The 25502-nt window shown below is 55.0% G+C and carries 17 protein-coding genes, 1 tRNA gene and 3 pseudogenes; 6 read left to right on the top strand and 15 right to left on the bottom strand.

Annotated features, from left to right (window positions below; translation table 11 throughout):
- Positions 1–90 precede the first annotated feature (90 nt).
- Complete coding sequence (locus ED661_RS16245; RefSeq protein ID WP_122075039.1) at positions 91–2676, top strand: PAS domain-containing protein; 2586 nt, start codon at positions 91–93, stop codon at positions 2674–2676.
- A gap of 163 nt (positions 2677–2839) precedes the next feature.
- Here ED661_RS16245 and ED661_RS16240 read toward each other — a convergent pair whose 3' ends face one another.
- On the bottom strand, positions 2840–5629 hold the full coding sequence (locus tag ED661_RS16240) for a bifunctional aconitate hydratase 2/2-methylisocitrate dehydratase (RefSeq protein WP_122075037.1): 2790 nt from the start codon (positions 5627–5629) through the stop codon (positions 2840–2842).
- A 378-nt stretch (positions 5630–6007) separates the two neighbouring features.
- A complete protein-coding gene (locus ED661_RS16235) occupies positions 6008–8176 on the bottom strand; it encodes a methyl-accepting chemotaxis protein (RefSeq protein WP_122075035.1) in 2169 nt (722 codons plus the stop codon).
- Between the two features lie 663 nt (positions 8177–8839).
- Between ED661_RS16235 and ED661_RS22425 the strand changes: the two are divergent.
- A pseudogene (locus tag ED661_RS22425) lies at positions 8840–9387 on the top strand (fumarylacetoacetate hydrolase family protein).
- Here ED661_RS22425 and ED661_RS16225 read toward each other — a convergent pair.
- The 13 genes and pseudogenes from ED661_RS16225 to ED661_RS16165 all read right to left on the bottom strand — a co-directional run.
- Positions 9337–9994: pseudogene (locus ED661_RS16225) on the bottom strand (transposase); the annotation flags it as partial. The pseudogenes ED661_RS22425 and ED661_RS16225 sit on opposite strands and share 51 nt — an antisense overlap.
- 416 nt (positions 9995–10410) lie before the next feature.
- Positions 10411–12645: an ATP-binding protein gene (locus tag ED661_RS16220; protein ID WP_162930153.1), complete on the bottom strand. Its 2235-nt coding sequence runs from the start codon at positions 12643–12645 to the stop codon at positions 10411–10413.
- 330 nt (positions 12646–12975) lie between these two features.
- Positions 12976–13197, bottom strand: a pseudogene (locus ED661_RS16215) (hypothetical protein); the annotation flags it as partial.
- A 438-nt stretch (positions 13198–13635) separates the two neighbouring features.
- Positions 13636–13709, bottom strand: a tRNA-Cys gene (locus ED661_RS16210).
- Positions 13710–13765: 56 nt separating this feature from the next.
- Complete coding sequence (locus ED661_RS16205) at positions 13766–14368, bottom strand: tyrosine-type recombinase/integrase (RefSeq protein WP_162930152.1); 603 nt, start codon at positions 14366–14368, stop codon at positions 13766–13768.
- A gap of 471 nt (positions 14369–14839) precedes the next feature.
- Positions 14840–15454: an urease accessory protein UreG gene (ureG, locus tag ED661_RS16200; protein WP_122075029.1), complete on the bottom strand. Its 615-nt coding sequence runs from the start codon at positions 15452–15454 to the stop codon at positions 14840–14842.
- Complete coding sequence (locus ED661_RS16195; protein ID WP_122075027.1) at positions 15451–16098, bottom strand: urease accessory protein UreF; 648 nt, start codon at positions 16096–16098, stop codon at positions 15451–15453. The genes ureG and ED661_RS16195 overlap by 4 nt, the downstream gene beginning before the upstream one ends.
- Entirely contained in the window at positions 16088–16570 is a 483-nt protein-coding gene (locus ED661_RS16190; RefSeq protein ID WP_122075025.1) for an urease accessory protein UreE, read from the bottom strand. Before ED661_RS16190 ends, ED661_RS16195 begins: the two co-directional genes overlap by 11 nt.
- Positions 16571–16575: 5 nt before the next feature.
- The gene (ureC, locus tag ED661_RS16185; RefSeq protein ID WP_122075023.1) at positions 16576–18288 is read right to left on the bottom strand and encodes an urease subunit alpha; all 1713 of its coding nucleotides are present in this window, start codon (positions 18286–18288) and stop codon (positions 16576–16578) included.
- Complete coding sequence (locus tag ED661_RS16180) at positions 18288–18593, bottom strand: urease subunit beta (protein WP_122075021.1); 306 nt, start codon at positions 18591–18593, stop codon at positions 18288–18290. Before ED661_RS16180 ends, ureC begins: the two co-directional genes overlap by 1 nt.
- Entirely contained in the window at positions 18590–18778 is a 189-nt protein-coding gene (locus tag ED661_RS16175) for a hypothetical protein (RefSeq protein WP_122075019.1), read from the bottom strand. Before ED661_RS16175 ends, ED661_RS16180 begins: the two co-directional genes overlap by 4 nt.
- A gap of 11 nt (positions 18779–18789) precedes the next feature.
- The gene (locus ED661_RS16170; RefSeq protein ID WP_122075017.1) at positions 18790–19092 is read right to left on the bottom strand and encodes an urease subunit gamma; all 303 of its coding nucleotides are present in this window, start codon (positions 19090–19092) and stop codon (positions 18790–18792) included.
- Between the two features lie 3 nt (positions 19093–19095).
- On the bottom strand, positions 19096–19881 hold the full coding sequence (locus tag ED661_RS16165; protein WP_254054863.1) for an urease accessory protein UreD: 786 nt from the start codon (positions 19879–19881) through the stop codon (positions 19096–19098).
- Positions 19882–20308: 427 nt separating this feature from the next.
- Between ED661_RS16165 and urtA the strand changes: the two genes are divergently transcribed.
- The 4 genes from urtA (at position 20309) to urtD (ending at position 25500) form a co-directional block, all read left to right on the top strand.
- Positions 20309–21586 carry an urea ABC transporter substrate-binding protein gene (gene urtA / locus ED661_RS16160; RefSeq protein WP_254054862.1) on the top strand — a complete coding sequence of 426 codons (1278 nt, stop codon included), beginning with the start codon at positions 20309–20311 and terminating at the stop codon, positions 21584–21586.
- 68 nt (positions 21587–21654) lie between these two features.
- Positions 21655–23592: an urea ABC transporter permease subunit UrtB gene (gene urtB, locus ED661_RS16155; protein WP_122075011.1), complete on the top strand. Its 1938-nt coding sequence runs from the start codon at positions 21655–21657 to the stop codon at positions 23590–23592.
- Between the two features lie 4 nt (positions 23593–23596).
- Positions 23597–24763, top strand: a complete 1167-nt coding sequence (gene urtC / locus ED661_RS16150; protein WP_122075009.1) for an urea ABC transporter permease subunit UrtC — start codon at positions 23597–23599, stop codon at positions 24761–24763.
- Positions 24760–25500 (top strand): urea ABC transporter ATP-binding protein UrtD, encoded by a 741-nt coding sequence (gene urtD, locus ED661_RS16145; RefSeq protein WP_122075007.1) that lies wholly within the window; start codon positions 24760–24762, stop codon positions 25498–25500. Before urtC ends, urtD begins: the two co-directional genes overlap by 4 nt.
- Positions 25501–25502 lie beyond the last annotated feature (2 nt).

Below are 25502 nucleotides of genomic sequence, written 5' to 3'. Positions count from 1 at the left end.
ACTATTGTGAGCAAAATATTGACAGTTACAATGGTATAGGTGCTCTAATCGGCCCGATCCTGGGTCAGAACCCGCCAACGTGGAAATCTAATGTTCGCCTTCTTTTTGCAAAGCTTGATTTCCCTTTCGCTGGCAGGTGTTCTGGTCTTTGCGACACTCATTTCTGAGTTTTTGAGAGGGAAAGATCAGGTCCAGAGAGCTCTGATTGGTGTGTTTTTTGGGGTGATTATTGTCTCCCTGAGCATGACCTCCGTTTCAGTTGGACCTCAACAGGTGGTGATGAATGCGATATCCGGGACGCTCCTGTTTGCTGGCTACCTGGGAGGCCCTGTTGGTGCCCTGTTTGCGCCGGTCTGCGCAGTGAGTTACCGGCTCGCGATTGGTGAGCCGATGAGCGGTATTGATACCTTTATGGTGTGTTCTATCCCGCTGCTTGGGTTGGCTGGGAGCTATCTGCCGATCGCCCGGTCATGGTACAGGATTCCACGATCAGCCCTGCTTGCCTTGATGGCTGGTTATGCCCTGTTGTACCTCTTCCCCTTTATCCAGTTGAGCTATTTCTCACCGGTTCCTTTGCAGCTGTCGGCGATCTGGCAGGTCGTTCTCGTTTTCTTTGTAACTGGGGTGATCACCATTCTGATCACCTGGAAGATTTTGGAAGTTGCCACCCGACTTGCTGCGAAAGTAAATAGTTCAAATGAGGTGGCTGAAAACCTCGATCTGGCGATGCGGGTGTCCGGAATGGGGAGATTCCGGAGAAAAAGGGGCGATCCCAGGCCATTTTTTGATGCGGGAATGATGGCGATCTACGGGTTGAACAAATCCGACCTTGTTGGGCAGGGAGAGGAACAGGGGTTAGTGCCGATTTCTGACTGGGAATCCCTTGTCTTTCCTGAAGACTTTCCCGCCATCAAGGCCGAGGCCGAACGGGTATGGCGTGGAGAGCAGCAGGTTGGTCGCGGAGAGTTTCGCATCCGCCGTTCTGATGGTGCGCTGCGCACCATTCGCGCGGTTTGGATTTCGGATTCTCAGAACGGCAGCATTCCAACCCGTGTGTCCGGAGTGCATGTGGATCTCACGGATACGCGGGAGGCTGAAAAGCAGCACCGATCTTCCCAGGGGCGCCTGGCGATGATCGCAGAAGAACTACCAGGCATCGTTCTGGAGATCGATGTGACTGAAAACGAGGAGCGTAAGCTTCTGTATATCAGTCCGAAATGTCAGGAAATTTGGGGCGTTACCGACCAGGAGTTTTACGAGAACCCCGGTTTTCTGTCCGAAATGCATGACCAGGACGATATCGAAAGCTTCATGGAGCTCATCAATCGCCAACGCAAGATCGGACGGCCCTTTGCCCATCGCTATAAGATCACGGCGCGGGATGGCTCAACCCGGTGGCTGGATTTTCATGGTAGTTTTTCTGTCGAAGAGGATGGTCAGACCTTGTTGCGCGCGGTGCAGCTGGATGCGACCCAGCAAGTCCAAGTGCAGGAACAGATGCATCAGGAGCGGGAGATTGCGCGCCGGGCGCAGAAGTTCGAAAGCATTGGCCAGCTGACCGGGGGTGTTGCGCATGATTTCAACAATCTGCTGGCGGTAATCCTGGGCAACTTGGAGCTGCTGCGGGAGGGAGAAGAGCCCGAAAAGCAAAAGGACCTGATTGATACCGCAATCACCGCTTCGTTGCGGGGGGCGGATCTCACCAAGAACATGCTTGCCTTTGCCCGTAAAGCACCACTCACGCCAGTGAAACTGAACCTCAATGACGTGGTGCGCGAGGCAAAAAACTGGATTGGCCGGACCCTGCCCAAAAGTGTGCGGGTTGAGACCTCACTACTTGCGGGCCTCTGGGCGATCGACGCAGACAGATCTTCGCTGGAAAGTGCGCTGCTTAACCTGACCCTTAACGCGCGTGATGCGATGGATGGGAACGGAAGTCTGACAATCGAGACTGCAAACCTGCGGATTGATGAGGATTATATCGACACGCGGGAGGAGGAGCTCGTTCCGGGGCGCTACGTGATGCTGGCGGTGAGTGACACCGGATCAGGAATGGACAAGGAAACCCTGGCTTCCATTTTTGAACCCTTCTTCACCACCAAACCGCCGGGCGTCGGATCGGGGCTTGGCCTGTCGATGACGCTTGGGTTTATGCGTCAGTCGGGCGGCACGGTTCAGGTTTATTCGGAAGTTGGCGAGGGTACGACATTCAAGCTGTACTTCCCGGCTGCTGCGGCTCAGCCAGACCAGCCAACAAAACCCCACTCCGCAAGACTTGATCAGGACGGGGCCGGTCGCAGGCTTTTGCTTGCGGAAGACGAAGAAGAGGTACGCAATATCCTGGTCTCCATCCTGGAGCGCGCAGGTTATCTGGTCACCGCAACGGCCTCTGGAGATGAGGCCTATGCCACCTTCGTAGCGGATCCCACCTTTGATCTGTTGTTGACCGATATCGTCATGCCTGGAAAGTTACAGGGTACCAATCTGGCCAAGGAACTGCGTTTGAAATGGCCGGATTTGCCTGTCATCTTCATGTCGGGTTATGCCAGCGAGGCAACAGTTCACGGCAATGGTTTGCGGCCGGAAGATATCCGTCTGATGAAACCGGTCCAGCGTGCGGATCTTTTGGCCGCTTTGGTCAAGGCCAGGATCAATATCAAAGACCGCAGCTCCTAGCACTAGCGCTTCCCTGATCAATGAGGGAAATGCAGGCTCTCATTCTTAGAGGGGTTTCCAATCTGCACAGCCTGTCTGGTCTCAGGTGATCTCAGTTGAAACAGCAAGGGGCGCAATGATTTCATTGCGCCCCTTACCTCAACTGATGTGTTTCTTCAGCCTATTAGAAATGTGCCGATTTTGTCCCGGCTGGAATGGCCAGCGGTGGTGCAAACTTGGTCAGGTCGATGCCTTCCACTGCGGCTTTGTATTCCTCCATCGTAGGCGTGCGGCCCAGAATGGCGGAGAGAACAACAACCGGGGTCGAAGCCAGCAGCGATTCACCCTTCTTCTCAGCGGTGTCGCCCACGACGCGGCCCTGGAACAGGCGGGTCGAGGTCGCCAAAACGGTATCCCCTTTGGCAGCCTTTTCCTGGTTCCCCATACAGAGGTTACAACCAGGGCGTTCGAGATAGAGAATGTTCTCATACTCGGTGCGGGCCTGGGTTTTGGGGAACAGATCGTCAAAGGTGAAGCCGGAATAGCGCTCCAGGATCTCCCAATCGCCTTCTTCTTTCAGCTCGTCGATGATGTTGTAGGTCGGGGCGGCAACCACCAAAGGTGCTTTGAACTCAACCTTGCCCATAGCCTTTTCAAGGTTTTTGAGCATCTGGGCGACAATTTTCATATCGCCCTTGTGCACCATACAGGAACCAACAAAGCCCAGATCGACGTGCTTGTCGCCGCCATAGTAGGTGATGGGGCGGATGGTGTCGTGGGTATAGCGCTTGGAGACGTCGTCGTTGTTTACATCCGGGTCAGCGATCATCGGCTCGTCGATGGCGCCCAGATCGACAACAACCTCGGCAAAATACTTGGCGCCCTCATCTGGCGTCAAGGCAGGGTTAGCCCCTGATTTGATGTCGGCAATACGGGCGTCTGCCTTGTCGACCAGCCCCTGCAAGAGCTTGGCTGCATTGTCCATGCCCTTGTCGATCATGATCTGGATACGGCCCTTGGCCAGCTCCAGCGAGCCGATCAGGGTCTCGTCATTGGAGATACAGATCGAGGCCTTGGCCTTCATCTCGGCGGTCCAGTCGGTGAAGGTAAAGGCCTGATCGGCCAGCAGGGTGCCGATATGCACTTCGATGATGCGGCCCTGGAAGACGTTATCGCCGTGCTGATCCAGCATCTGCGCCTGGGTGGCATGGACTACGTCGCGGAAATCAAGGTGCTGGGCCATTTCGCCCTTGAAGGTCACCTTGACCGATTCAGGGATCGGCATGGAGGCTTCACCAGTGGCCAGGGCCAGGGCAACGGTACCGGAGTCGGCGCCAAAGGCGACGCCTTTGGACATGCGGGTGTGGCTGTCGCCACCGATGATGACGTCCCAGTCATCCACGGTGATGTCGTTCAGCACCTTGTGGATCACGTCGGTCATCGCGTGATACTGGTCCTTGGGGTCACGCGCAGTGATCAGGCCAAAGTCATTCATGAATTTCATCAGCTTGGGGATATTGGCCTGAGCCTTTTTGTCCCACACAGATGCGGTGTGACAGCCAGACTGATAGCCTATGTCGACGGAGGGCGAGATCACGGTTGCCGCCATGGCTTCCAGTTCCTGCGCCGTCATTGGGCCGGTGGTGTCCTGCGAACCGACCACGTTGACCTTGACGCGCACGTCGGAACCGGCATGCAGGGTGGCGCCCGGTGTGGTGCCCAAAGCGTTGCGGTTGAAGATCTTTTCAACAGCGGTCAGACCCTGACCCTCGGCGGTGATTTCCTTGGAGGGGGCATAGGCTGATTTCAGTTCCTGACCCAGGGCTTCGGCGGCAAATGTCTGCAGCTTTTTGCCAAAGACCACGGCGTAGGAGCCACCGGCCTTCATGAATTCCACCTTCTGCGGGGTGAAGGCGGCGGCGACGCTTTTCAGCTCTTTGCCAGTCGCATCATGCAGGGTTTTGGTTTTGGAGTTGATGGTCAGCACGGTGCCGGTGGCCACGGAATAGGCCTCTTCCAGGATCGCTTCGCCATCCTCGTCTTCCATGACGTTGCCGTCGGCGTCCAATTTCTTGACCCAGTTGTCCAGATCAATGCCGATGCCGCCGGTCACGCCAACGGTGGTCAGGAAGATCGGCGAAATGCCGTTGGTGCCGGCCACAACGGGGGCGATGTTGATGAAAGGCACATAGGGCGAGGCTTTCTTGCCGGTCCAGAGCGCCACGTTGTTGACGCCGGACATCCGGCTGGAGCCCACACCCATGGTGCCTTTTTCCGCAATCAGCATGACACGTGCATCGGGGTGCTGTTTTTGCAGATCCTGGATTTCCGCCTGGGCCTCGGGGGTGATCATGCACTGGCCGTGCAATTCGCGGTCCGCGCGCGAGTGCGCCTCGGCACCGGGCGACAGAAGGTCAGTCGAGATGTCGCCGATCCCGGCGATATAGGTCACAACCTTGATTTCTTCTTGAACTTCGGGAAGCTTGGTGAAGAATTCAGCCTGTGCATAGCTTTCCAGAATACCCTTGGCCATGGCATTGCCATCGGCAAGGGCAGCTGCCAGACGGTCAGTGTCTGCCTCATAGAGGAAGACCTGGGTTTTTAGCACTTCGGCGGCCTGCGCGGCAGTATCTGCATTGTCACCCAATGCCAGATCCAGCAGAACCTCGACGGAGGGGCCGCCCTTCATGTGGGACAGCAGCTCAAAGGCAAAGGTTGGGGTGATTTCGGCAACCTCGGCTTGACCCAGAATGATCTCTTTCAGGAACTTGGCCTTTACACCCGCGGCGCTGGTGGTGCCGGGCAGGGTGTTATAGATGAAGAAGTTAAGCGAAGCCTCGCGGTTTGCATTGCCTGCATCCTTGATCTGCGCGATCAGCTCGGCAACCAGGTCAGCCCCGTCGATGGGCTTGGGGTGCAGGCCCTGCTCTTTACGCGTTTCAATCTCTGCTAGGTAGTCAGTGTACAAGGTCATGGTTTTCCCGCCGATTTAGTGTTGCACGTGAGCTTGAACGACGGGTGTCAGAATAGGTCTGGCGAGTCGGAACAAGCTGGTTGTATGCGATGGTATACTTGTTGGGGCGGATATGCAATATGCCCGCCTTTGAGTTTGCTGGTTTGGCCGTTCACTTTTGTGAATACCTTATGGTCTGCGCCACATTACTTCGCGTGTCGCGGCGCAGGCTAGATCATCAAAGTTACCGTCGGACTAAACACGGATTCACGACGCTGGCAATAAAAGCCGCAGCCATCAGGCTGCGGCACTTTTGTTTTGGTTGATGTCTTGGCTGTGTCAGACCTATCCGGTGTTGTCCGGGCACTACCGGAGCAACAACGGAGCATGGGTCTGGGATTAAAAATCCTGCCAGGTATCACTCCCGGTTTTGAGCAGGGGCGCATCGGGGGCTTCAGTCTCTACATTTGCTTGTGCTGGTTTGCCTTGTTTAGGGCGCGGCTGGAGAGCCTCTACCCGGGGCGTGGCGGTGGCCCCTGAGAGAGAGAAACGGGCAACAAGTTTGGCCATCTTGTCAGCATCAGAGTGCAGCAGGTGTCCTGCGGCGGTCGCTTCTTCAACCATGGCGGCGTTTTGCTGGGTTACCCTATCCAGCTGGATCACCCCGGTGTTGATTTCACCCAACCCAGTTGCCTGCTCTTCTGCGCTGGAGGCAATGGTTGTCACCAGTTTGGAAATCTCATTGACACGGTCAGTGATACTGCCAAGCGCTTCGCCAGCTTTGCCGACCAGATTTACGCCCCGCTCTACTTGGTTTGAGCTGTCCTGGATCAGAGCTTTGATTTCGGTCGCAGCATCTGCCGAGCGCTGTGCCAGGCCTCTCACTTCGGAGGCGACAACGGCAAAGCCACGCCCGGATTCGCCTGCTCTTGCGGCCTCGACACCGGCATTCAGCGCCAGCAGGTTGGTCTGAAAGGCGATATCGTCGATGACGCCGATGATCTGTGAAATCTGGCTGGAAGACTGTTCAATTTCGGTCATGGCAGAAACGGCGTTCTGGACCACTTTGCCGCTGGTTTCGGCCTCAGACCGGGCACCCGTCATCGCGCCCTCGACATTTTTGGCCCCATCCGCAGCAGATTTGACTGCGGCTGTCAGCTGTTCCAGCGCGGCAGCGGTTTCTTCCAGTGTTGCAGCCTGGCTTTCTGTCCGGGTTGACAGATCATCAGCCGCCTGGCTGATTTCTGAGGCGCCGTTGGCGATACTGCCCGTTGCCGTGATCACCTGTGAAATAGTGTCTTTGAGGGTCACCAGTGTCGAATTGAAGCTGGCGCGCAGGCTTTCATATTCGTCAGGAAAGGCCTCGGAGATTTCACAATCCAGATCGCGGTCTGCCAGCTGACCCAGGTGTTGCTCCAGGATTCCAACAACCGCCCCCCGTTCGGCCACTCTGCTTGCTTCGATTTCGGCCAGCTTCTGCTCTGCTTCCAGCAGGGCCACGCGGGTCACTTCCATTGCGCGACTTAACTCTCCGACTTCGTTTTTGCGTTCCAGATTAGAGGGTTGGAAGTCAAACTCCTTGCGTGACAATCGCCCCAAATCTCGTTGCAGCGCGCCAAATTGCTTGGTGAAGGTCAGGATCAAGCCAAGACCCATCAGGGCACTGGAGAGCAGAGCAATTGCCACGCCAATTGCGGTAACAATCAACGACCGAGAGGCACTGGTGGCTTCAAGCTGTGCGATCACGGTCATTCTCGCGGCAATCTGGTCTTCTGCCCCGCGCAAAACGCTGATCCAGCTGGTGGCAAGCTGGAACCAATCTGGCGCGCTGAGGGCAGGCAAATCGCCCATGGGACCGGCCAGGGCGATCTGTTGACGAATGGTCTCTATGCCGGTCTCTTGTAGCTTGCTCTCCAGGTCGAGCCCGGGAACGAGCCTGTTCAATGAGAGGTCAGCCAGAGCCAACAGGCGGGTTTCATTGGCGCCCATCGCAAGGAAATTCTGATAGAGAGGAAGGGAAAACCCACCCTTGCCGATGCCAGCTGCCCCTGCCGCACGCTGCAGGCCTGCGGATTCTTTGGCATAGGAGAGCGCGGAGAGGCCGCCACCAAGCTGGGCGAGGGTGGTGTTTTGTTGTTCGATCAGTTGATTGCTGACCAGCGTGAGCCCCTTGGTGATGATGCCAGTATAGAACCGCGCCATATCTGGGAGTGCCAAGCTTTGACTGGTAACTTTAGAGCGGGTGTCTTGCAAATTCGTCAGCTCAGCCAGTGCTGTTGCGTTGTCGGCAGTGATCGCCGCCAGGGCCTGATCCACCATGACGCGGGTCTGGGGCAGGTCCTGCGCCATGTTTTTCCCACCAGAGGCCAGAAAGGCGGCTGATTGGCCGCGTTCCACCTGAAGGTGATGAATGAGTGTGATAAGCTTCAGGGAAGTCTCAACCGAGGCTTGAGTGGTCTGGGCATTGTCTAACCTCTGCCAATCCTTGACCCCTATGAGGCCACCTAGCCCCATTAGGGCCATCAGGGGTATGGCTATCAGAGCCAGAATTTGAAACCGGAGAGTCATCAGGATACACCTACGTTTTGACTTACTGTAAATTTCTAGACTTCTCGCGCGTTTCCAGTGGCAATATCGTTGTGATACTTTAAGAGCGTATTACGAACCTGTGGTCGGCGAGCGATTTTTGCTCTTTTTTGAAGGCGAATTTTTAGAAAAAATGACCGGGTTGGCCATATTTGGCAAAACCACCAAGGGTGGAAGCGCAATGGCTCCAAAATCCCATCCGTTGATTCGGTGTGACCGTGGAAGCAGGTGGTGGGTATAGGTTTCTGGTGAAGAATGGGTTTTCAGATAGCCGGGTATGGCTCGGTCAAAAAAGGGGCAGGCTGGAAGATCGTTTTCAACCCAGCCGGGCAGGGTAGTGATTGATCGAAAGCTCTATTTACGCTTCGCAAACCGATGGCGCAGACTGGCGGCGTGCAAGAGATCGCAGAGCCCGCTTTGCCTCTTGTCTGTCATGACGGAACCTTTACCACTGGTCTGACAAATGCCACCGATAGTGACAGGATCAGCTGAACCTCTAGGAGATACACGACATTAGACTTTCCCGCTTTGACCCGCAGGGAGGTGAAAACCAGGTCTTCTGGATGTAGATGGCATGATCCGTGATCTATCTAGGGCGGTCGGGGACATCACTGGCGATGTGCGCAGCAACAGTCAGTTGCAGGCGTGCGGGCATTTGATCCTGTCAGCGTGCCTCTGGTCGAGGAGGTCCTGGATCATGTCGCGGGCTATTGCGTGGTGAATGACCTGCCAGAGAGGGGTTTTCAGATCCACTGCTCTGGGCAGCGGGTCAAAAGTAAATCCTGGGATACATTTGGCCTATCGGCCCCTGGCTGGTCACAGGCGACAAGTTGCCCAATCCACAGGATCTGGATATGTACTTCGAGGTGAACGGGCGTCGCCATCAGACCGACTCCACCCGGACGTTGCATTTTGACAGTGACCACTTTCATCTCGCCTCTATCGCAGTTCATGAACCTGCAGCCTGGCGATGTGATCTAAACCGAGATACCTCCTGGCGTTGGCATAGGGCAACGCCAGGAGGTCTATCTCAAACCCGGGGACCCTATGGAATTCGGGATTCAGGGGCTGGGGGTGCAAAGGGGCTTTGTAGCGCAAACCGCGTGAGGACCAGACTTCCCCTTACCCTGGGCGGACTTATCCTAGGGCTCTGTGACAGGTATGCCGATTGCCGTGTAACGGTTGAGGAATGAGACCTTTTCCGCCATTGGTCCGAGGACAATGGTCGAATGATGCGGATTTTGATCTCCGCAACCTGCATTTCGAAGTCCCTTGCCATGAGCGATTGACCGAGACGTTTCACACAATGCATCCGCTGCCCGGCAGGGTTATGCGTAGCGTGATCCCGAGAGGGTCGTTTCGACGCGGCTTCGGCGGTGGTATCCGGTCAATTTTCGACACAGCGCCCAGCCCAGGTACTTTGATGCGCGCACAGCTTCGTTTCTGGCGATGGCACCAGCGCTCGTCGGCTTCCAGGGCTTGGCGTTTTTGCGCGGTGGTATGATGGCGTCAGCACCACCTACGGCAATCGCCTCGTGGCATTTGCGGGTGTCATAGGCCCCCCCCACCGTGACTGATCCGAGCTTGTGGTCGGGCGGGATTTGATCCAGCAGGTCTGGTAGCATGGGCGCATCTCCCACATTTCTGGTCGTGACCTCGACGGCTCGAACCTCCAATGTTTCCTCGTCGATCCCCCTCTCGGGATCATGCAATGCATGACCCTGCCGGGCAGTGAATGTGTATCTTGCGCCAGATACGCCGTTTCGAACCTCCGTGCTTGCCAGCGATCCACGACGCTTCAATGCCGTGTTGTAGGTCGACCAGTTCGTGGTCTTGTACTTCGTAGGTGTCCAACTGCTCATGGCCTCCAGCTATCATGCTGGATTCACGGCGTGAATCCTCTTAACCCATTTGCGCAACAAAGCCTGATCAAGGTCTTGTGCGATGCGTGATAGCCTCCAGCTTGGGGCTGCAACGCCGCAGGGCAGCTATGAGCCCAAGATGGTCAATGCCGCGACAGCAGAATTGGGGTCACCGAGTGAAAAGAAGACCTTCGTGATCCCTGATGACGTATTTGTTTGTGGGGATGAGCATATTGCCCACGAGGGCAGGGGTATTCCCCGCGTTGATAGGTCTGGGGCAGTGGCGCTTCTATATGAGACTGCCTGTCTGTGTGGTCCCAGTAAAGATACCGGTTTGTCCGGACCTAGGGGGAGCTATTTTACCAACGCGCGCAGCAGGTCCTGGCGTTCAATTGGTTTAGCAAGGCAGGGGTCGCCCTGTTCACGCAGATCGGCGGGAAAGGCGGTTTCGTCTGCATATCCGGACATGAATATGATTTTTAGGTCCGGCACCTGTTTGCGGAGTGCAACGCCAAGGGCGGGCCCTTGCAAGGTTCCGGGCATCACAACATCCGTCACCAGAAGGTCAAACCGGGGATCTGCCTCAAACAGCTCGAGCGCGGCGTCGCCCGTCGCCGCCGTTGTTACCTCACAGCCGGCCCGCTGCAGCATTGCAGCAACCACATTGCGCACCTCTGGTTCGTCTTCGACCACCAACACACGGTGTTGCGTCATTGCGGGCAGATCTTGGGATGGGCTGGTGGTGCGCACGGCCTCTGCCCGCATCTTGGGCGCTTTGAAAAACAGTTTGAACGTTGCTCCGTTGCCCGGCTCCGAGCTGACCCGCAGCGTGCCGCCGGATTGGCGCATGAACCCATCGATCATCGACAGCCCCAGGCCGGATCCCGCCCCTGGGGGCTTGGTGGTGAAAAAGGGGTCAAATATATGCGACAGATTGTCGGGCGAGATCCCAGTGCCGGTGTCCGTGACGGTGAGCACGACATAGTTTCCTGGCTCCAGCTCTGGGAAGGTCTCGTCGCACTGATCCGGGTCAAGACAGGTGTTTTTGGTTTCGATTGTCAAGGTCCCGCCATCCACCATGGCATCACGCGCATTCAACAGCAGGTTCAAAAGTGCGCTTTCGGTTGATGTCGGATCCGCACGCACCTGTTTCAACCCCACAGCCAGCCTGGTCTCGAGCTTGATCGTGGCGGGGAGGGCGCGTCCCGCCCAGTCTTCCATCTCTTTGACCAGTGTGTTCAGATCGACCATCTGGGGTTCCAATCGCGCCTTGCGCGCGAAGGAGAGCATGTTCTTGATCAGGTCCGCGCCGCGGCTGGTTGCCCCAAGGCTGGCGTCAATCAGCCGCAGTTGTGCGGTCTCGCGCACATCGTCGCGCAGCAGTTCCAAATTGCCCATGATGATGGCCAGAAGGTTATTGAAATCATGGGCAAAGCCGCCGGTCAACTTGCCAATGGCATCCAACCGTTGGGCCTTTTGAAACTGGGCCTCGGCAGCCTTCCATTCCGTGATGTCATCCACCGAAACCAGTACCTGCTGCCAATTGTCCCTGGAGGCTTTTGGCAAAATAAACCGAACCCGCGTTTGGATTAGGACACCATCATGCGTGGTGTCTTTGGCCTCGTATTGGGTTTCGCGTTCTCCGCAAAACAAGGCGATCATCCCGCCAATGCACCCAGCCAGTTCTTCAGGTTCCGCATCACAGCCCCGCATTTCGGCTTCGAATTCGGCCATTGAGGCGGAACCATAAAGCTTGAGCATGGCGTCGGAGGCATTGCGGATTTTGGTCGCATCATAGAGCTGCAGAGCGATCTCCGGATGCGCATCCACATGGGCCTGTAACGCTGTGGCGTCGCCGTCGATGCCCAGCCCTTTCAGGATCGCATAAACTGCGCTCCAGTCCTCTTCGTGAAAAGGCACCGGTGAATTCTGGAACAGCTCACGATAGCGATCCGCACCTTCCTGCTGCGCCTGTTCGGCCTCTTTCTGTTCCGTGATATCAACTATGATCGAAATGAACCCGCCATTGCTGGCCGGATGTTCGGTCATTGTGACCCAACGACCTGTGCTTTGCCGGTGCGTCCAGACCTTCTGGTGTTTGCCCGGCGCGTCCAGCCGTTCTGTCAGGTAGCTGTGCACATCCGGAAATCCGCTGGCTGGTGCCACGGTTTCGGCGGAATTTCGAATGAGTGTTTCAAAAGGCAGCCCCTTGCGAACCAAATGCACGCTGGTGGGCAGCATGGCGCGATATCGTTGGTTGAACCGCGTCAACTGGCCGTTAGCGTCGTAAAAAGCAAAGCCCAAAGGCAGCGCTTCGACGCCGACCTCCAGCAACTGCTCGTGTTCCGCAAGTTCACGAGTCTTGTCGCGGCGATAAGCCCAAAATCCCCCCGCAAGACCGCCAAAACCCAGGCCGATCAGCGACGGTATGACATATTGCACGATGGGCAAGACGACCTGATGCTGCACAGTTGCGATGATCAGCGTTACCACCATGCCGAACATGGCCCCCATGATCACAGTCAGGACTTGTTCGGTGCTTGCGTCAGTGGCCCTGCAAAAGCGGTTGCGCCAATTTGTGGTTTTCATCTTTTGATCACCCGATCTAACAATTTTATCCGAAACGAGCTCAGCACTTGTGACCATTACAATGGGCCATTTCAGGATGCGGGCTTGTACGGTGAAAGACAATATTGAATTTGAACCGGCGCCCAGCTTGGCTGTTGCCATAGTGATGGCGTAGAACTTGTCACGCGCACCAAAGTGGAAAGCCTGCTGGAAGATGATCAGAGGGTTAGTACCGCCCAAGGCATCAAGGTTGCGCAGAACCTGCCCTCATCAGAGGCGCAGGGCAATGCCCAGATCTTTGTCGATGGCTTCGGCTTTGTAGCGCAAATCGCGTGAGGGCCAGACTTCCCCTTTGTAGCCATTGATCCAAGTTTCACCCAGCCCCTTGAGCACGGCAGAGATGTTCTGATGCTTGAACTCGATTGAACCCTTGGATCGACCGACCAGCTTTTGTAAGGCGCGGTTGTGGGCAGCCTTGTTGTATCTGTTGCCTGCTAACTCATCAGAAAGCATAGAGAAATAGTCCGCTACGATAGCGTCGTTTTCCAGATCTGACCATTCTTCACTGCTCATTGTGCCAAGCTATGTGAACAAGTTTCTGATGTCACGCAGTGAGTGTTTTTCAGACGGTCGTGTAAGCCAGCTGTAAACCGAGCCATTCAAGGCCAAGTTATCCAAGAGTAAATTATTGCGCTGCCAGTGCTTGAAGTCACTTGGGGCCGCTTACAAACATTTGAGTCATCGAACGATAACAATTACGATCACTATCACGATGATTAGGGAGATGATTAGGGAAAGGCCGGGTAGGCCGATGGAATTTAGCATTGTGGCTTTTTTCACGGGGTAGGGCAAAACACCTGCTCATTTAGCTACCAAACAGGTCTAGTAAGACTTACCAGTGCCTGCGAACTGGCATGTTCTTGTGTCTCTCAAATCGGAACAGAACAAAAACAGAATGTTTGGACGCCTACAGGGGCGGCGGTCAACTTTTGTCTAAGTGACTGTTTTAAATGGAGGCGAGTACCGGAATCGAACCGGTGTACGCGGATTTGCAATCCGCTGCGTCACCACTCCGCCAACTCGCCTTTTCAAAGACTTAACCGTGGCGGGTGGTGTCCTGCCACACTGTCTGTCGCACGTTTTAATTTTCTTCGCGGGTGTGCGCAACCCCCAAAGTGGCTCTTTTTGCCTGTGCAGTCCTTGCTCTCAGTTTCTGTCTTTCAGCGCGCGTATAGTGTTGAACCATCTTGATACTTTGACCAGTTACGGCGGCAATTTGTTCATCGCTACAGCCCGCTCTGAGTAGTTCGGTTGCTGCTGTATAGCGAATAGCATGGTTGTCGAATTTCTGGGCGCCGACCTGTTTTCGGGCTTCTCGCTTAGCCTCTGCAGCGCCACGATAGGCCCAGGGGCCGGGCTGCTTTGTTTTGGTCATGTCCTTTTGAAGGATGAACAACCCCTTGTGATCCGTTTCGGCTGCATCCCAAATCGCTCGGTGGACGCTTAAGGCCTCTGATAGCTCCCTGGTGACGGGGATCAAAAGGCTTTTCTTGGTCTTGTTTTGCTTTACCCAGATGTCAGACCCGACCAGATGGGACCAGTGCATTTCAAGACAGTCTCCGATCCGTTGGCCGGTCCCAAGCATCAGTTCGAACAACATGCGTTCGCGCGTTTGAAAAGGGTATGCGTTCCGAAAGATCTCTATCAGTTTGGGCGGCCAAGGCTCTCTCTCAATCGAATCCACGCTAAGGCTGTTGATCCCATCGGAGGCAAAGCGGCGCTCGAGGCGCCCCAGTCGGAAATAGTACAACAGCAAGAAACAGCGGGCCGAGAAGCGCACGCACCTGGGAGGGGGGCTTTGAAAGTCTGGAACCTTTCAAGCTGAAACCGGCGTGGGTAATCAGATTTTTTCGCGCGCAAATTTTAAGGGGGGGGACATCTCACTGGAGGTGAACGTCCTGACCTAGAATTCTTCTTCTAGCCCAAACTAGACATTCGCTCAGTATCCGGGGCAATCCAAACGTCTGTCTAAGTTGGGCGGAAACCGGACGTTCTCTGCGATGCGGATTTTTGGTACAAAATGTCCAAATTTGACATCGTTGAAGCGAGACAAAGATTGAAGTCGATCTTGTTAATATAGTTTTTCTGGATCGGCAAATCGCCTGAATAAGTCCGGCATCAGCGCTTAAGAGTTTATAAAGAGTTGCACATGCTCCTAGACCAACCCGGAGATGTTCTTCAAATGAGAAAGGATATCCTCAACGCCCTCGCCCTGCTTAAGGTTTGCAAAGACAAATGGGCGCTGCTCGCGCGTCGTTTTGGCATCTGTTTGCATGACCTCTAAAGATGCGCCCACATGCGGGGCCAGATCGATCTTGTTAATCACCAGAATATCTGACCGCGTGAGCGCTGGCCCGCCCTTCCGAGGAATTTCTTCTCCTGCAGCCACGTCAATTACATAGATCGTCAGATCGGCGAGTTCCGGGCTGAAGGTCGCAGAGAGGTTGTCACCGCCGCTTTCAATAAGAATTATCTCGATATCCGAGTGGCGCTCCTGCATCTCAGCCACCGCTGCAAGGTTAATCGATGCATCCTCGCGGATGGCCGTGTGAGGGCAACCGCCTGTTTCCACACCGATAATTCGATCTTGCGGCAGAATTTGCATGCGCATCAACGCCTCTGCATCTTCCTGCGTGTAAATGTCATTGGTGATCACACCAATCGAATGCTGATCCTTCAATGCCTCAGACAGACGCGCGGTCAAAGTGGTTTTGCCTGCGCCAACCGGGCCGCCAATCCCAACACGCAGCGGGCCATTCATTTGGGTCATGATTGAAATATCCTTGGTTGAAGCGTTTCGTGGCGCATGGCCGCGATGTCAGAGAGAAAAGCGCTGGAAGAGATATCGTCCAAGCCTTGCTGCACAGTCTGCGCCGAGATCTCAATGTAATCCATATTCAGGCGCGACAGAATGGCCTGTGCATCCGTCTGCCCCAAGGGCATCAATCGCTGAGCTGCTGAAACGAGATTGCCCAGAAAGGCCTGCAGGTAGAGGGTGACAACCAGGTCTATCGGCAGTTCAGACAAACGCGCCGCCCGGCCCAGCGCGATAGGGAGTTGCAAGGCGGGTAACGTGAGCGACCAGACTTCGGACACCACGCGCGCAAAGGCCTGCCCTTGCCGTTCCGCTTCCCGCAGACGTTCAAACGACGCTGCATAGGCGCGACATTGAGTGTTCATCTGTTCGATCTCTGCTGCGGTTTCAGCGTCATGCGCCAAACGAATCCAAACAGCGTCAGAATGTGCAGATCCGTGTCGCAGAATAACCTCAAGCCAGTCTTGCAGATCAGAAGGCCCGGCAATCCAACCACTGTGGATCGCCTGCTCTAATCCATGCGAATAGGCAAATGACCCGAGAGGAAACGCTGGTGACAGCCATTGCGTTAATGTTAGGAGCTTTGCGTTACTCAACATGGGAATGATCATGTGCGGAATGGCCGTGTTCATGCGAATGGGTCCGACCATGCCCATAAGCCCCGCCTTCTGGCGTAAAGGGCTCCACCGCCTCGGCCACCTGAGCACCGAGATGCGCGAGCATGTGCTTGATCACCGGATCATTTTGGATCAATAGCCGACTGGCCTCAATCTGACACGGCGTGTGGCGATTGCCGATGTGCCACGCCAGACGCGGCAGGTTATTTCCAGTAACAACCAATACCTCTTCTGATGCGGCACGCACTTCAATCAAACGACCATCTGACAGTTCCAAGGCATCACCCTGATCCAAAGACTCTGTTTTCTCAAGATCAATGACAAAGGATGTCCCACCGTCCGTTTCCAAACGCTTGCGTCGCAAAAACCGCCCGCCATAAGACAGGGTGACTGTATCAAAGTGATCTGCATGGGAATGCCGGTGCAGGGATTGAGCCAGTGGCAACATGATCATAAACCTCAGTATAAAAAGTAGCGCTGCGCCATCGGCAGCTCTGTCGCCGGCTGGCAGGTCAGCAATTCGCCGTCTGCGCGGACTTCATAGGTTTCGGGGTTCACTTCGACCTTTGGGGTGGCGGTGTTCAGCTTTAGATCGGACTTGCCAATGTTGCGCGTGTTGCTCACAGCAAGCGTTGATTTTGCAAGGCCCAGCGCGTCACCTATGCCCTCGGCCTGTGCGGCTTCGGACACAAAGGTCACAGCAGAATTTTCCAAAGAACGACCATAAGCGCCAAACATCGGACGAGAATAAACCGGCTGAGGCGTCGGAATGGACGCGTTCGGATCCCCCATCTGTGCCATGGCAATGGTTCCGCCCAGCAAGACCATCTCTGGCTTTACGCCAAAGAAGGCAGGGTCCCACAATACCAGATCCGCGCGTTTGCCTTCCTCGACAGAGCCAATTTCCTGGCTCAGCCCATGCGCAATGGCCGGATTGATCGTGTATTTCGCAACATAGCGGCGAACACGGAAGTTATCATTGTCTCCCGTCTCCTCTGCCAAACGCCCACGCTGTTTCTTCATTTTATCAGCGGTTTGCCAGGTGCGGATCAGCACCTCGCCAACGCGGCCCATGGCTTGGCTGTCTGACGCGATGATCGAAAACGCGCCCATGTCATGCAGGATATCCTCAGCCGCGATGGTTTCGCGCCGGATACGGCTTTCTGCAAAGGCCACGTCCTCTGGGATTGATTTGTCCAAGTGGTGGCAAACCATCAACATGTCCAAATGCTCTTCAATAGTGTTGACCGTGAAGGGACGCGTTGGGTTTGTTGACGACGGCAATACATGTTCTTCGCCGCAGATTTTGATGATGTCTGGCGCGTGACCACCACCAGCCCCTTCGGTGTGGAAGGCGTGAATGGTGCGGCCCTTCATGGCAGCGACTGTGTTTTCCACAAAACCAGACTCGTTCAACGTGTCCGTATGGATCATCACCTGCACATCCATGGCGTCTGCAACAGAGAGACAGCAGTCAATCGCCGCAGGCGTGGTGCCCCAGTCTTCATGCAGCTTCATCGCGCAGGCGCCGGCCTTAATCTGTTCTTCCAAAGCGGCGGGCAGCGAAGCGTTGCCTTTGCCCGCAAAGGCCAGGTTCATCGGGAAGGCATCTGCCGCCTGCATCATGCGGCCAATGTGCCAAGCACCGGGGGTACAGGTGGTGGCCAAAGTGCCATGCGCTGGCCCGGTGCCTCCGCCCAGCATGGTGGTAAGACCCGAGTGCAATGCGTCTTCGATCTGCTGTGGACAAATGAAGTGGATGTGGCTGTCAAAACCACCGGCTGTCAGAATGCGACCTTCGCCAGCAATGGCTTCGGTGCCGGGGCCAACGATGATATTCACTCCCGGTTGCGTGTCTGGGTTGCCAGCTTTACCGATCTTGTGAATGCGCCCGTCGCGCAGCCCGATGTCAGCTTTAAAAACGCCGGTATGATCCACGATCAGCGCATTGGTGATGACGGTATCAACGGCCCCTTCTGCACGCGTGGTCTGAGCTTGGCCCATGCCATCTCGGATGACTTTCCCGCCACCAAATTTCACTTCTTCCCCGTAAGGGCCGGTCAGGTCGCGTTCGACTTCGATGATCAAATCAGTGTCTGCCAAGCGGACCTTGTCACCCACTGTTGGTCCAAACATTGCCGCATAATCGGATCGTTTGATGGTTGCTGGCATTAGAGCGCCCCCATAACTTTTTGATTAAACCCAAAGACTTTGCGAGCGCCGGAAATTGGGATCAGTTGTACTTCGCGGCGTTGGCCTGGTTCAAAACGCACAGCGGTCCCAGCGGCGATGTCCAGACGCATGCCGTATGCAGCGACACGGTCGAACTCCAAACCTGGATTTGTCTCAGCAAAATGGTAGTGGCTGCCGACCTGCACGGGGCGATCGCCGGTGTTGGCAACCATCAATGTGATCGCCTCAGGCCCTTCGTTCAGAACCAACTCGCCTTGGGCAGCAAATACCTCTCCCGGGATCATGACCGCTGCTTCGCAGGTTTGCGGATCAAATGGTTGGCGGCAGCGATAATTAAACACGTGCCGATCAACGCGGCCCCAGCGATCCAGTTTCCGGAACCATGTGGGTGCATATGAAGGCCTTCATGCGCCAAAGATGGCGTTGCGGTCAGCAGCAGTACGGATGCAAATTTTACAACGGATTTCATGAGATATCTCCTTAGCGAATTGGGTTATGGACGGTGACAAGCTTGGTGCCATCTGGGAAGGTTGCTTCGACTTGCACCTCGTGGATCATGTCGGCGATGCCAGCCATGCATTGGTCACGGCTGACGACTTCAGCCCCCGCCTGCATCATGTCTGAAACGGATCGCCCATCGCGCGCACCTTCAACAACGGCGTCGGTGATTAGGGCAATCGCTTCAGGATGATTAAGCTTAACGCCGCGCGCCAGACGTTTGCGGGCAACTTCAGCGGCCATGGCCACCATCAGCTTGTCTTTTTCTCTCGGGGTCAGGTTCATGGGTCAAAGTCTCCAAGAGGTTGGGAGCTGGTCTTTGGTCAACCGCTCTAGAATAGGAATGAGGGCGCGACGCAGCTCAAAGTTGTCAGCGGCGACCATGCGAAGTGTCAAAAGATCCGGGGCTAGAAGGCTCGCCCCTCCTGTGTCAGGCAGATAGCGTCGGATGGCATCTAAGTGCGCCTCTGCATCTGGGGCGACATAGACAAGGCTCACCATGGCCCTTGCCCCGCCAGCGATTGCCCGCCGTGCAAGATGTTTCATTGTATCGCCGTTTAGATCGAGTCCGTCCCAGTACAGCGCATGGCCACTGCGGTTCACTCGGACGCGATCTTTGAACGAAACCTCAGTTAGGGTTTCCCCCATGGCAGTGCGTCCAAAGATGATCGGTTCGACCATCAAAAAGCCCGCGCCTTCTGCAAGATCCACGGTCAGCCCACGATCCAAAGCCGATCCTTCAAACAGGATCATTTCTTGTGGGAGCCAATTTATCTGCGCATCCGTTTCAATCTGCAGGTCAGTTGTCATCCGAGCGCGGCCATCTTGAGCACGATAGGCACGCTCTGCTGCTTGGGTCGTTAACGTCAACGAACTGCCAGCACGGGCACTGGCCACGATGTCGATCTGATCGCCCCCCGTGAGGCCACCAGACGTATTAATCAGAATGGCCTGCAGATCTTCGGCGCGTGGGAACAACGCCTTCATCGCGCCCGAGGTTCGAAAACGGTCAATACGGCTGCGACCTTCCACGAACTTTGAAGAAAGCGTTAATGCGCCCTTTGTACGTGGCACGGGTCCGATCGCAGTCTCGGCTTTATATGTGGCAGCAGTGATTATGGTGTGATTCCCAAAACAGTTCTGCTGCATCCTTGGTCAAATATGTCAGGAAGTGACCACTTCGCGTGAAAATTCGGCATTGCAGCATGCGTGAATGCCAGAAAATTGGGCGAGTGCGGGTAATTTTGATAAAAAATTAAACACCACCCTCAAAAGGAACAACGTTTTGGCCTGAAAAGTTGAAGCAAGCCAATTCAGCGACCTTCATAAGACCACCTGATCTCGGGCTTCATGCTCGTTTGGGGATACTGGGAGTGTGACGGCCAATCGATTGGACCTCGGAGAGACCGCCACACGAAATGCAACAAACGTTGCGGAGACCTTGCTACGCGTTTGCGCGCTTTCGCGCAATGCGGCGGGCGCTCCGCGAGGAGTTAATATGATGAAATTCGCAAAAACCTTAACCAGCGCTGCCGCTCTGACGATTGCTGGTTCTGCGGCGATGGCTGCTGACTGTACTGTTAAGGTCGGCGTTCTGCACTCGCTGTCTGGCACCATGGCAATCTCTGAAACCACGTTGAAAGACACCATGCTGATGCTGGTGGATCAACAAAACGCCAAGGGTGGCGTTCTGGGCTGTGACCTTGAAGCTGTGGTTGTGGACCCAGCGTCTGACTGGCCGCTGTTTGCAGAAAAAGCACGCGAGCTGCTGACTGTGTCCAAAGTAGACGTTATCTTTGGGTCTTGGACATCCGTGTCCCGTAAATCTGCCCTGCCAGTTCTTGAAGAACTGAATGGCTTGTTGTTCTACCCTGTTCAATACGAAGGCGAAGAGTCCTCCAAGAACGTGTTCTACACAGGTGCCGCGCCGAACCAACAGGCGATCCCTGCAGTAGATTACTTCCTAGAAGAGCTAGGCGTTGAAAAGTTCGCTCTGCTGGGCACAGACTATGTGTACCCACGGACTACCAACAACATTCTGGAACAATACCTGCAAGACAATGGCATCGCGAAAGACGATATCTTTGTGAATTACACTCCGTTTGGTCACTCTGACTGGGCGACGATCGTTGCTGACGTTGTGGCCCTTGGTGAAGACGGTAAATCCGTTGGTGTGATCTCGACCATCAATGGCGATGCAAACATCGGCTTCTACAAGGAACTGGCTGCAGCCGGTATTTCTGCGGATGATATCCCAGTGGTTGCCTTCTCTGTAGGTGAAGAAGAGCTATCCGGTCTGGACACCGCCAACCTTGAGGGTCACCTCGCGGCTTGGAACTACTTCCAGTCTGCAGAATCTGATGTGAACGCGGAATTCATCGATGCATGGAAAGCCTTTGCAGGTGAAGAGCGTGTGACCAACGACCCAATGGAAGCTCACTTTATCGGGTTCAACATGTGGGTAAATGCGGTTGAAGAAGCCGGTACTGCGGACGTCGATGCAGTGCGCACAGCGATGTACGGTCAAGAGTTCCCGAACCTAACAGGTGGTACAGCGGTTATGCTGCCAAACCACCACCTGGCGAAACCGGTTCTGATTGGCGAAATCCAAGCAGATGGTCAGTTCGATATCATCTCCAAGACCACTGAGGTTCCGGGCGATGCTTGGACTGATTTCCTGCCAGCATCTGCTGTTCTGAAGTCCGACTGGAAAGAACTGGGCTGCGGTATGTACAACACCGAAACCAGCTCCTGCGTTCAGATCAAATCTAACTACTAATCTGCTTCTGTAACGATCTGCCAAGGCGACGTTTCGCCTTGGCCCCACATTAAACGGCGACTTTCCCTATGATCCGCATATTCATCATGGTGCTGGCACTGATGTGCTTGCCACCGACGGCGCACGCGCAAGAGCTTCAAAGCCTGCTGCAGGACCATCAGAAATCCATTGCAAAACCATCGCGTAAAACCGTTGGCCCTGCGCTTGCTGCATTGGTTGCATCGGGGCTTTCGAATGTTCCGGAGTTTCTTGAAAACTGGCAGGCGAAAGAGGTGTATAGCCGTAAAGACGATGGGCTGTTCTTCTACGGTGTAAAGTCGACTGATGGTCTGGTGTTGACGGATATCGATGCCAAGGACGTCGTCGCCACCGTCGATCCGAAGACCGCGCAACAAATCAAACCCAACGGTGGGGTACGTAAAGAAATCGCCTCTGCCCTGGTGCAATTCCAATTAAGTGATCCTGATTTGACACGGCGTACCGGCGCGGTGGACGCAATCGCGCGCAATATGGCAGGCAGTATGTTGGCTCCGTTGATGGGATCGATTGACAACGAACCTGACGCCAATCTGAAGGCTCGCAAAGAAAAACTGGCCAATTATCTCAACGCAAGGTTTGGCGCGAATAGCGAAGACCGTATCGCATCTATTGAAAAAATCGCAGATGATTTGAGTGTTGATGGGCGGGCGATCCTCTCGCAAATCCTCGCAACCAAATTTGAAGTCACAGAAGGCGCAACAAAGGCCAATCTGGCTGCGACGTTTGTTGTTGGAAAAGACATCTCTCGGAGTGAGGCTTATGACCTGTTGGTCTCCGAGAAAGGCTTGCCGCCTGTTCTGTCTGACAACGAGCTGCGGCTTGCATTAGAAGACCATGTCGAAGGCGGTAAAATCGCGGGGATTCCTATTGCGCAACTCAATGACCTGACGAAACGCAACACTGTCTACGATGCATTGGTCACAGAAGGTCTCGTGCCTGAACGCGCCACAGACGCTTCTATCGACGCCGCGTTGAACAGGTACCAAATTCACAACGTTTTCTTAGAGCAAGATCGCGCCGTGACAGACGCTGCCGTGAAAGCCCAATCCTCAGTGCAAACCCGTGTGGGCGTGAACCAATTCTTTGATCTCAGCCTAGATGCGGTTTCTCTGGCCTCGATCTACTTCCTTGCGGCGGTTGGCTTGGCAATCACCTTTGGTGTCATGGGCGTTATCAACATGGCTCATGGCGAATTCATCATGATGGGCGCGTACACCGGCTATGTGGTGCAACAGTTCGTGCCGAATTACACCGCGTCTTTGATCGTTGCTTTGCCGCTGGCCTTCATCGTGACCTTCGCAGCAGGTGTCGCAATGGAGCGATTGGTCATTCGCTGGCTCTACAACCGACCGCTAGAAACGCTGTTGGCGACATTTGGAATTTCCATCGCCCTACAACAACTGGCGAAGAACATCTTTGGCACGCAAGCGCGTCCGCTGACCTCTCCGGGCTGGCTCGATGGCGCGTGGATCATCAATGACGTTGTGCAGATCAGCTATATCCGCATCGCGATCTTTGTCCTGGCCTTGCTATTCCTTGGATTGCTTCTGTTCATCCTCAAGAAAACCCGCTTGGGTCTTGAGGTGCGCGCCGTGACGCAGAACCCGCGCATGGCAGCCTCTATGGGCATTAACCCTGATAAGATCAAAATGATGACCTTTGGACTCGGGTCTGGCATCGCCGGTATTGCTGGGGTGGCCATTGGCCTCTTTGCCAAGGTGACCTCTGAAATGGGCTCTGACTACATCGTTCAGTCCTTCATGACAGTTGTTGTGGGCGGCGTCGGCAATGTCTGGGGCACGCTGGCGGGTGCCGCAATGATCGGCACTTTCCAGAAGGGTGTGGAGTGGCTCAACCCATCCAACACCTTAGCGGCACAAACCTATATGATCCTCTTCATCATCCTGTTCATTCAATTCCGGCCAAAGGGTATCATCGCCCTCAAAGGCCGCGCGGCGGGAGATTGATCCGATGCGTAAGAGCTTCTTTGCTGAAAACCCATCCGTTCTTTGGTTCCTCGCCTGCCTTGGACTATTCACCCTTGGTGTCACTGTTCTGGCAGAAGCAACGGGCGCCGGAGTGATCTCGACTTCTTTTGTGAAGACCCTCGGCAAGGTGCTTTGCCTGTGTCTGATCGCCATCGCCATGGATGTGGTCTGGGGCTATTGCGGGATCTTGTCTCTCGGCCACTTTGCCTTCTTTGGCATTGGTGGCTATGCCGTCGGCATGTGGCTGATGTATGCGCGTACAGAAGCCATCGTGACGCAGAACTTGGCAGAACGGACCATTCCACCAACACCAACCGAGATCAACGACGCCATCGCCACTCAGATCTTTGGCGTGGTGGGATCCACCGAGTTTCCTATGATCTGGGCTTTCTCACATAGCTTGGCATTACAGCTTCTGCTCGTGGTGCTGGTACCCGGCCTTCTGGCGCTGGTCTTTGGCTGGCTGGCCTTCCGGTCCCGCGTCACTGGCGTGTACTTGTCGATCCTGACCCAGGCCATGACACTCGCCCTGGCGCTTTATCTCTTTCAAAATGACAGTGGTCTGCGCGGCAACAACGGGTTGTCTGGCTTACAAAACATCCCGGGCTTTGAAGCCATACCGCAGTCTGTCATTTCCATGGCCTTCTTCTGGGCCTCTGCTGTGGCGCTGGGGCTGGGCTATGTCCTCTTCGCCCGCGTTTTGAGCGGTAAAATGGGCAGCGTGATCCGCGCCATTCGCGATGGTGAAGCGCGTGTTAGGTTTCTGGGTTATCACGTTGAAAGCTATAAGCTCTTTATCTTTACTCTGACTGCGGTTGTGGCGGGTATCGCGGGTGCGCTTTATTATCCGCAAGCCGGTATCATCAATCCAGCCGAAGTTGCCCCAATCGCCTCGATCTATCTGGCTGTCTGGGTCGCAATCGGCGGGCGCGGTCGGCTGTATGGCGCGGTCATTGGCACCGCCTTTGTCTCGCTTTTGTCCAGCTGGTTCACCGGTGGTGGAGCCCCGAATATCAACCTTGGTTTCTACACCATTCAATGGACCGAATGGTGGCTTGTCTTGCTTGGTGTCTCCTTTGTGGCGGTCACTCTCTTCTTCCCCGGCGGCATTGGCATGATCTTTGAAAAACTGAAAAGGAATGCCTCATGAGCACGCTTCTAGAACTGTCAGGCGTCTCGGTATCCTTTGACGGCTTTAAAGCCATCAATAACCTCGCCTTTCAGATTGCTGAGCCAGAAATGCGCGCCATCATTGGCCCGAACGGTGCTGGCAAAACAACCTTCATGGATATCATCACCGGCAAAACCACACCGGATGAAGGACACGTTTTATGGGGTGAAAAATCCATCAACCTGATCGGTAAATCCGAAAGCATGATTGCGCGTGAAGGCATTGGACGGAAATTCCAAAAACCCACCGTGTTTGAAAATCAAACCGTGCGTGAAAACCTAGCCATGGCCTTGAAAAATCCACGCGGACCTTTTGAGGTTCTGCTTTACCGCAAATCCACCGAAGGTGCCGCGCGGATCGAGGCGCTGGCTGCGGAAATCAACCTGACTGAACAATTGACACGCAACGCAGGTGAACTAAGCCATGGCCAAAAGCAATGGCTCGAAATAGGCATGTTGCTGGCCCAAGATCCTCGCCTGCTGCTGGTGGATGAACCTGCCGCCGGGATGACAGTATCAGAGCGTGGAAAAACCACCGAAATTCTGGTCGAGGCAGCCAAAACCCGCGCCGTGGTTGTGGTGGAACACGATATGGAGTTCGTGCGCCGATTAAACTGCAAAGTGACAGTGCTGCACGAAGGCTCTGTTCTGGCGGAAGGATCTATCGATCACGTCACGCAAAATCCTGAAGTCATTGACGTTTATCTGGGACGATAGAA

It is taken from the genome of Pseudophaeobacter sp. EL27, assembly GCF_900313025.1.
In the GTDB taxonomy this organism is placed as follows: domain Bacteria; phylum Pseudomonadota; class Alphaproteobacteria; order Rhodobacterales; family Rhodobacteraceae; genus Pseudophaeobacter.
Note: the sequence above shows the minus strand (reverse complement) of the source record. Positions and strands in the feature narration are given on the sequence as shown.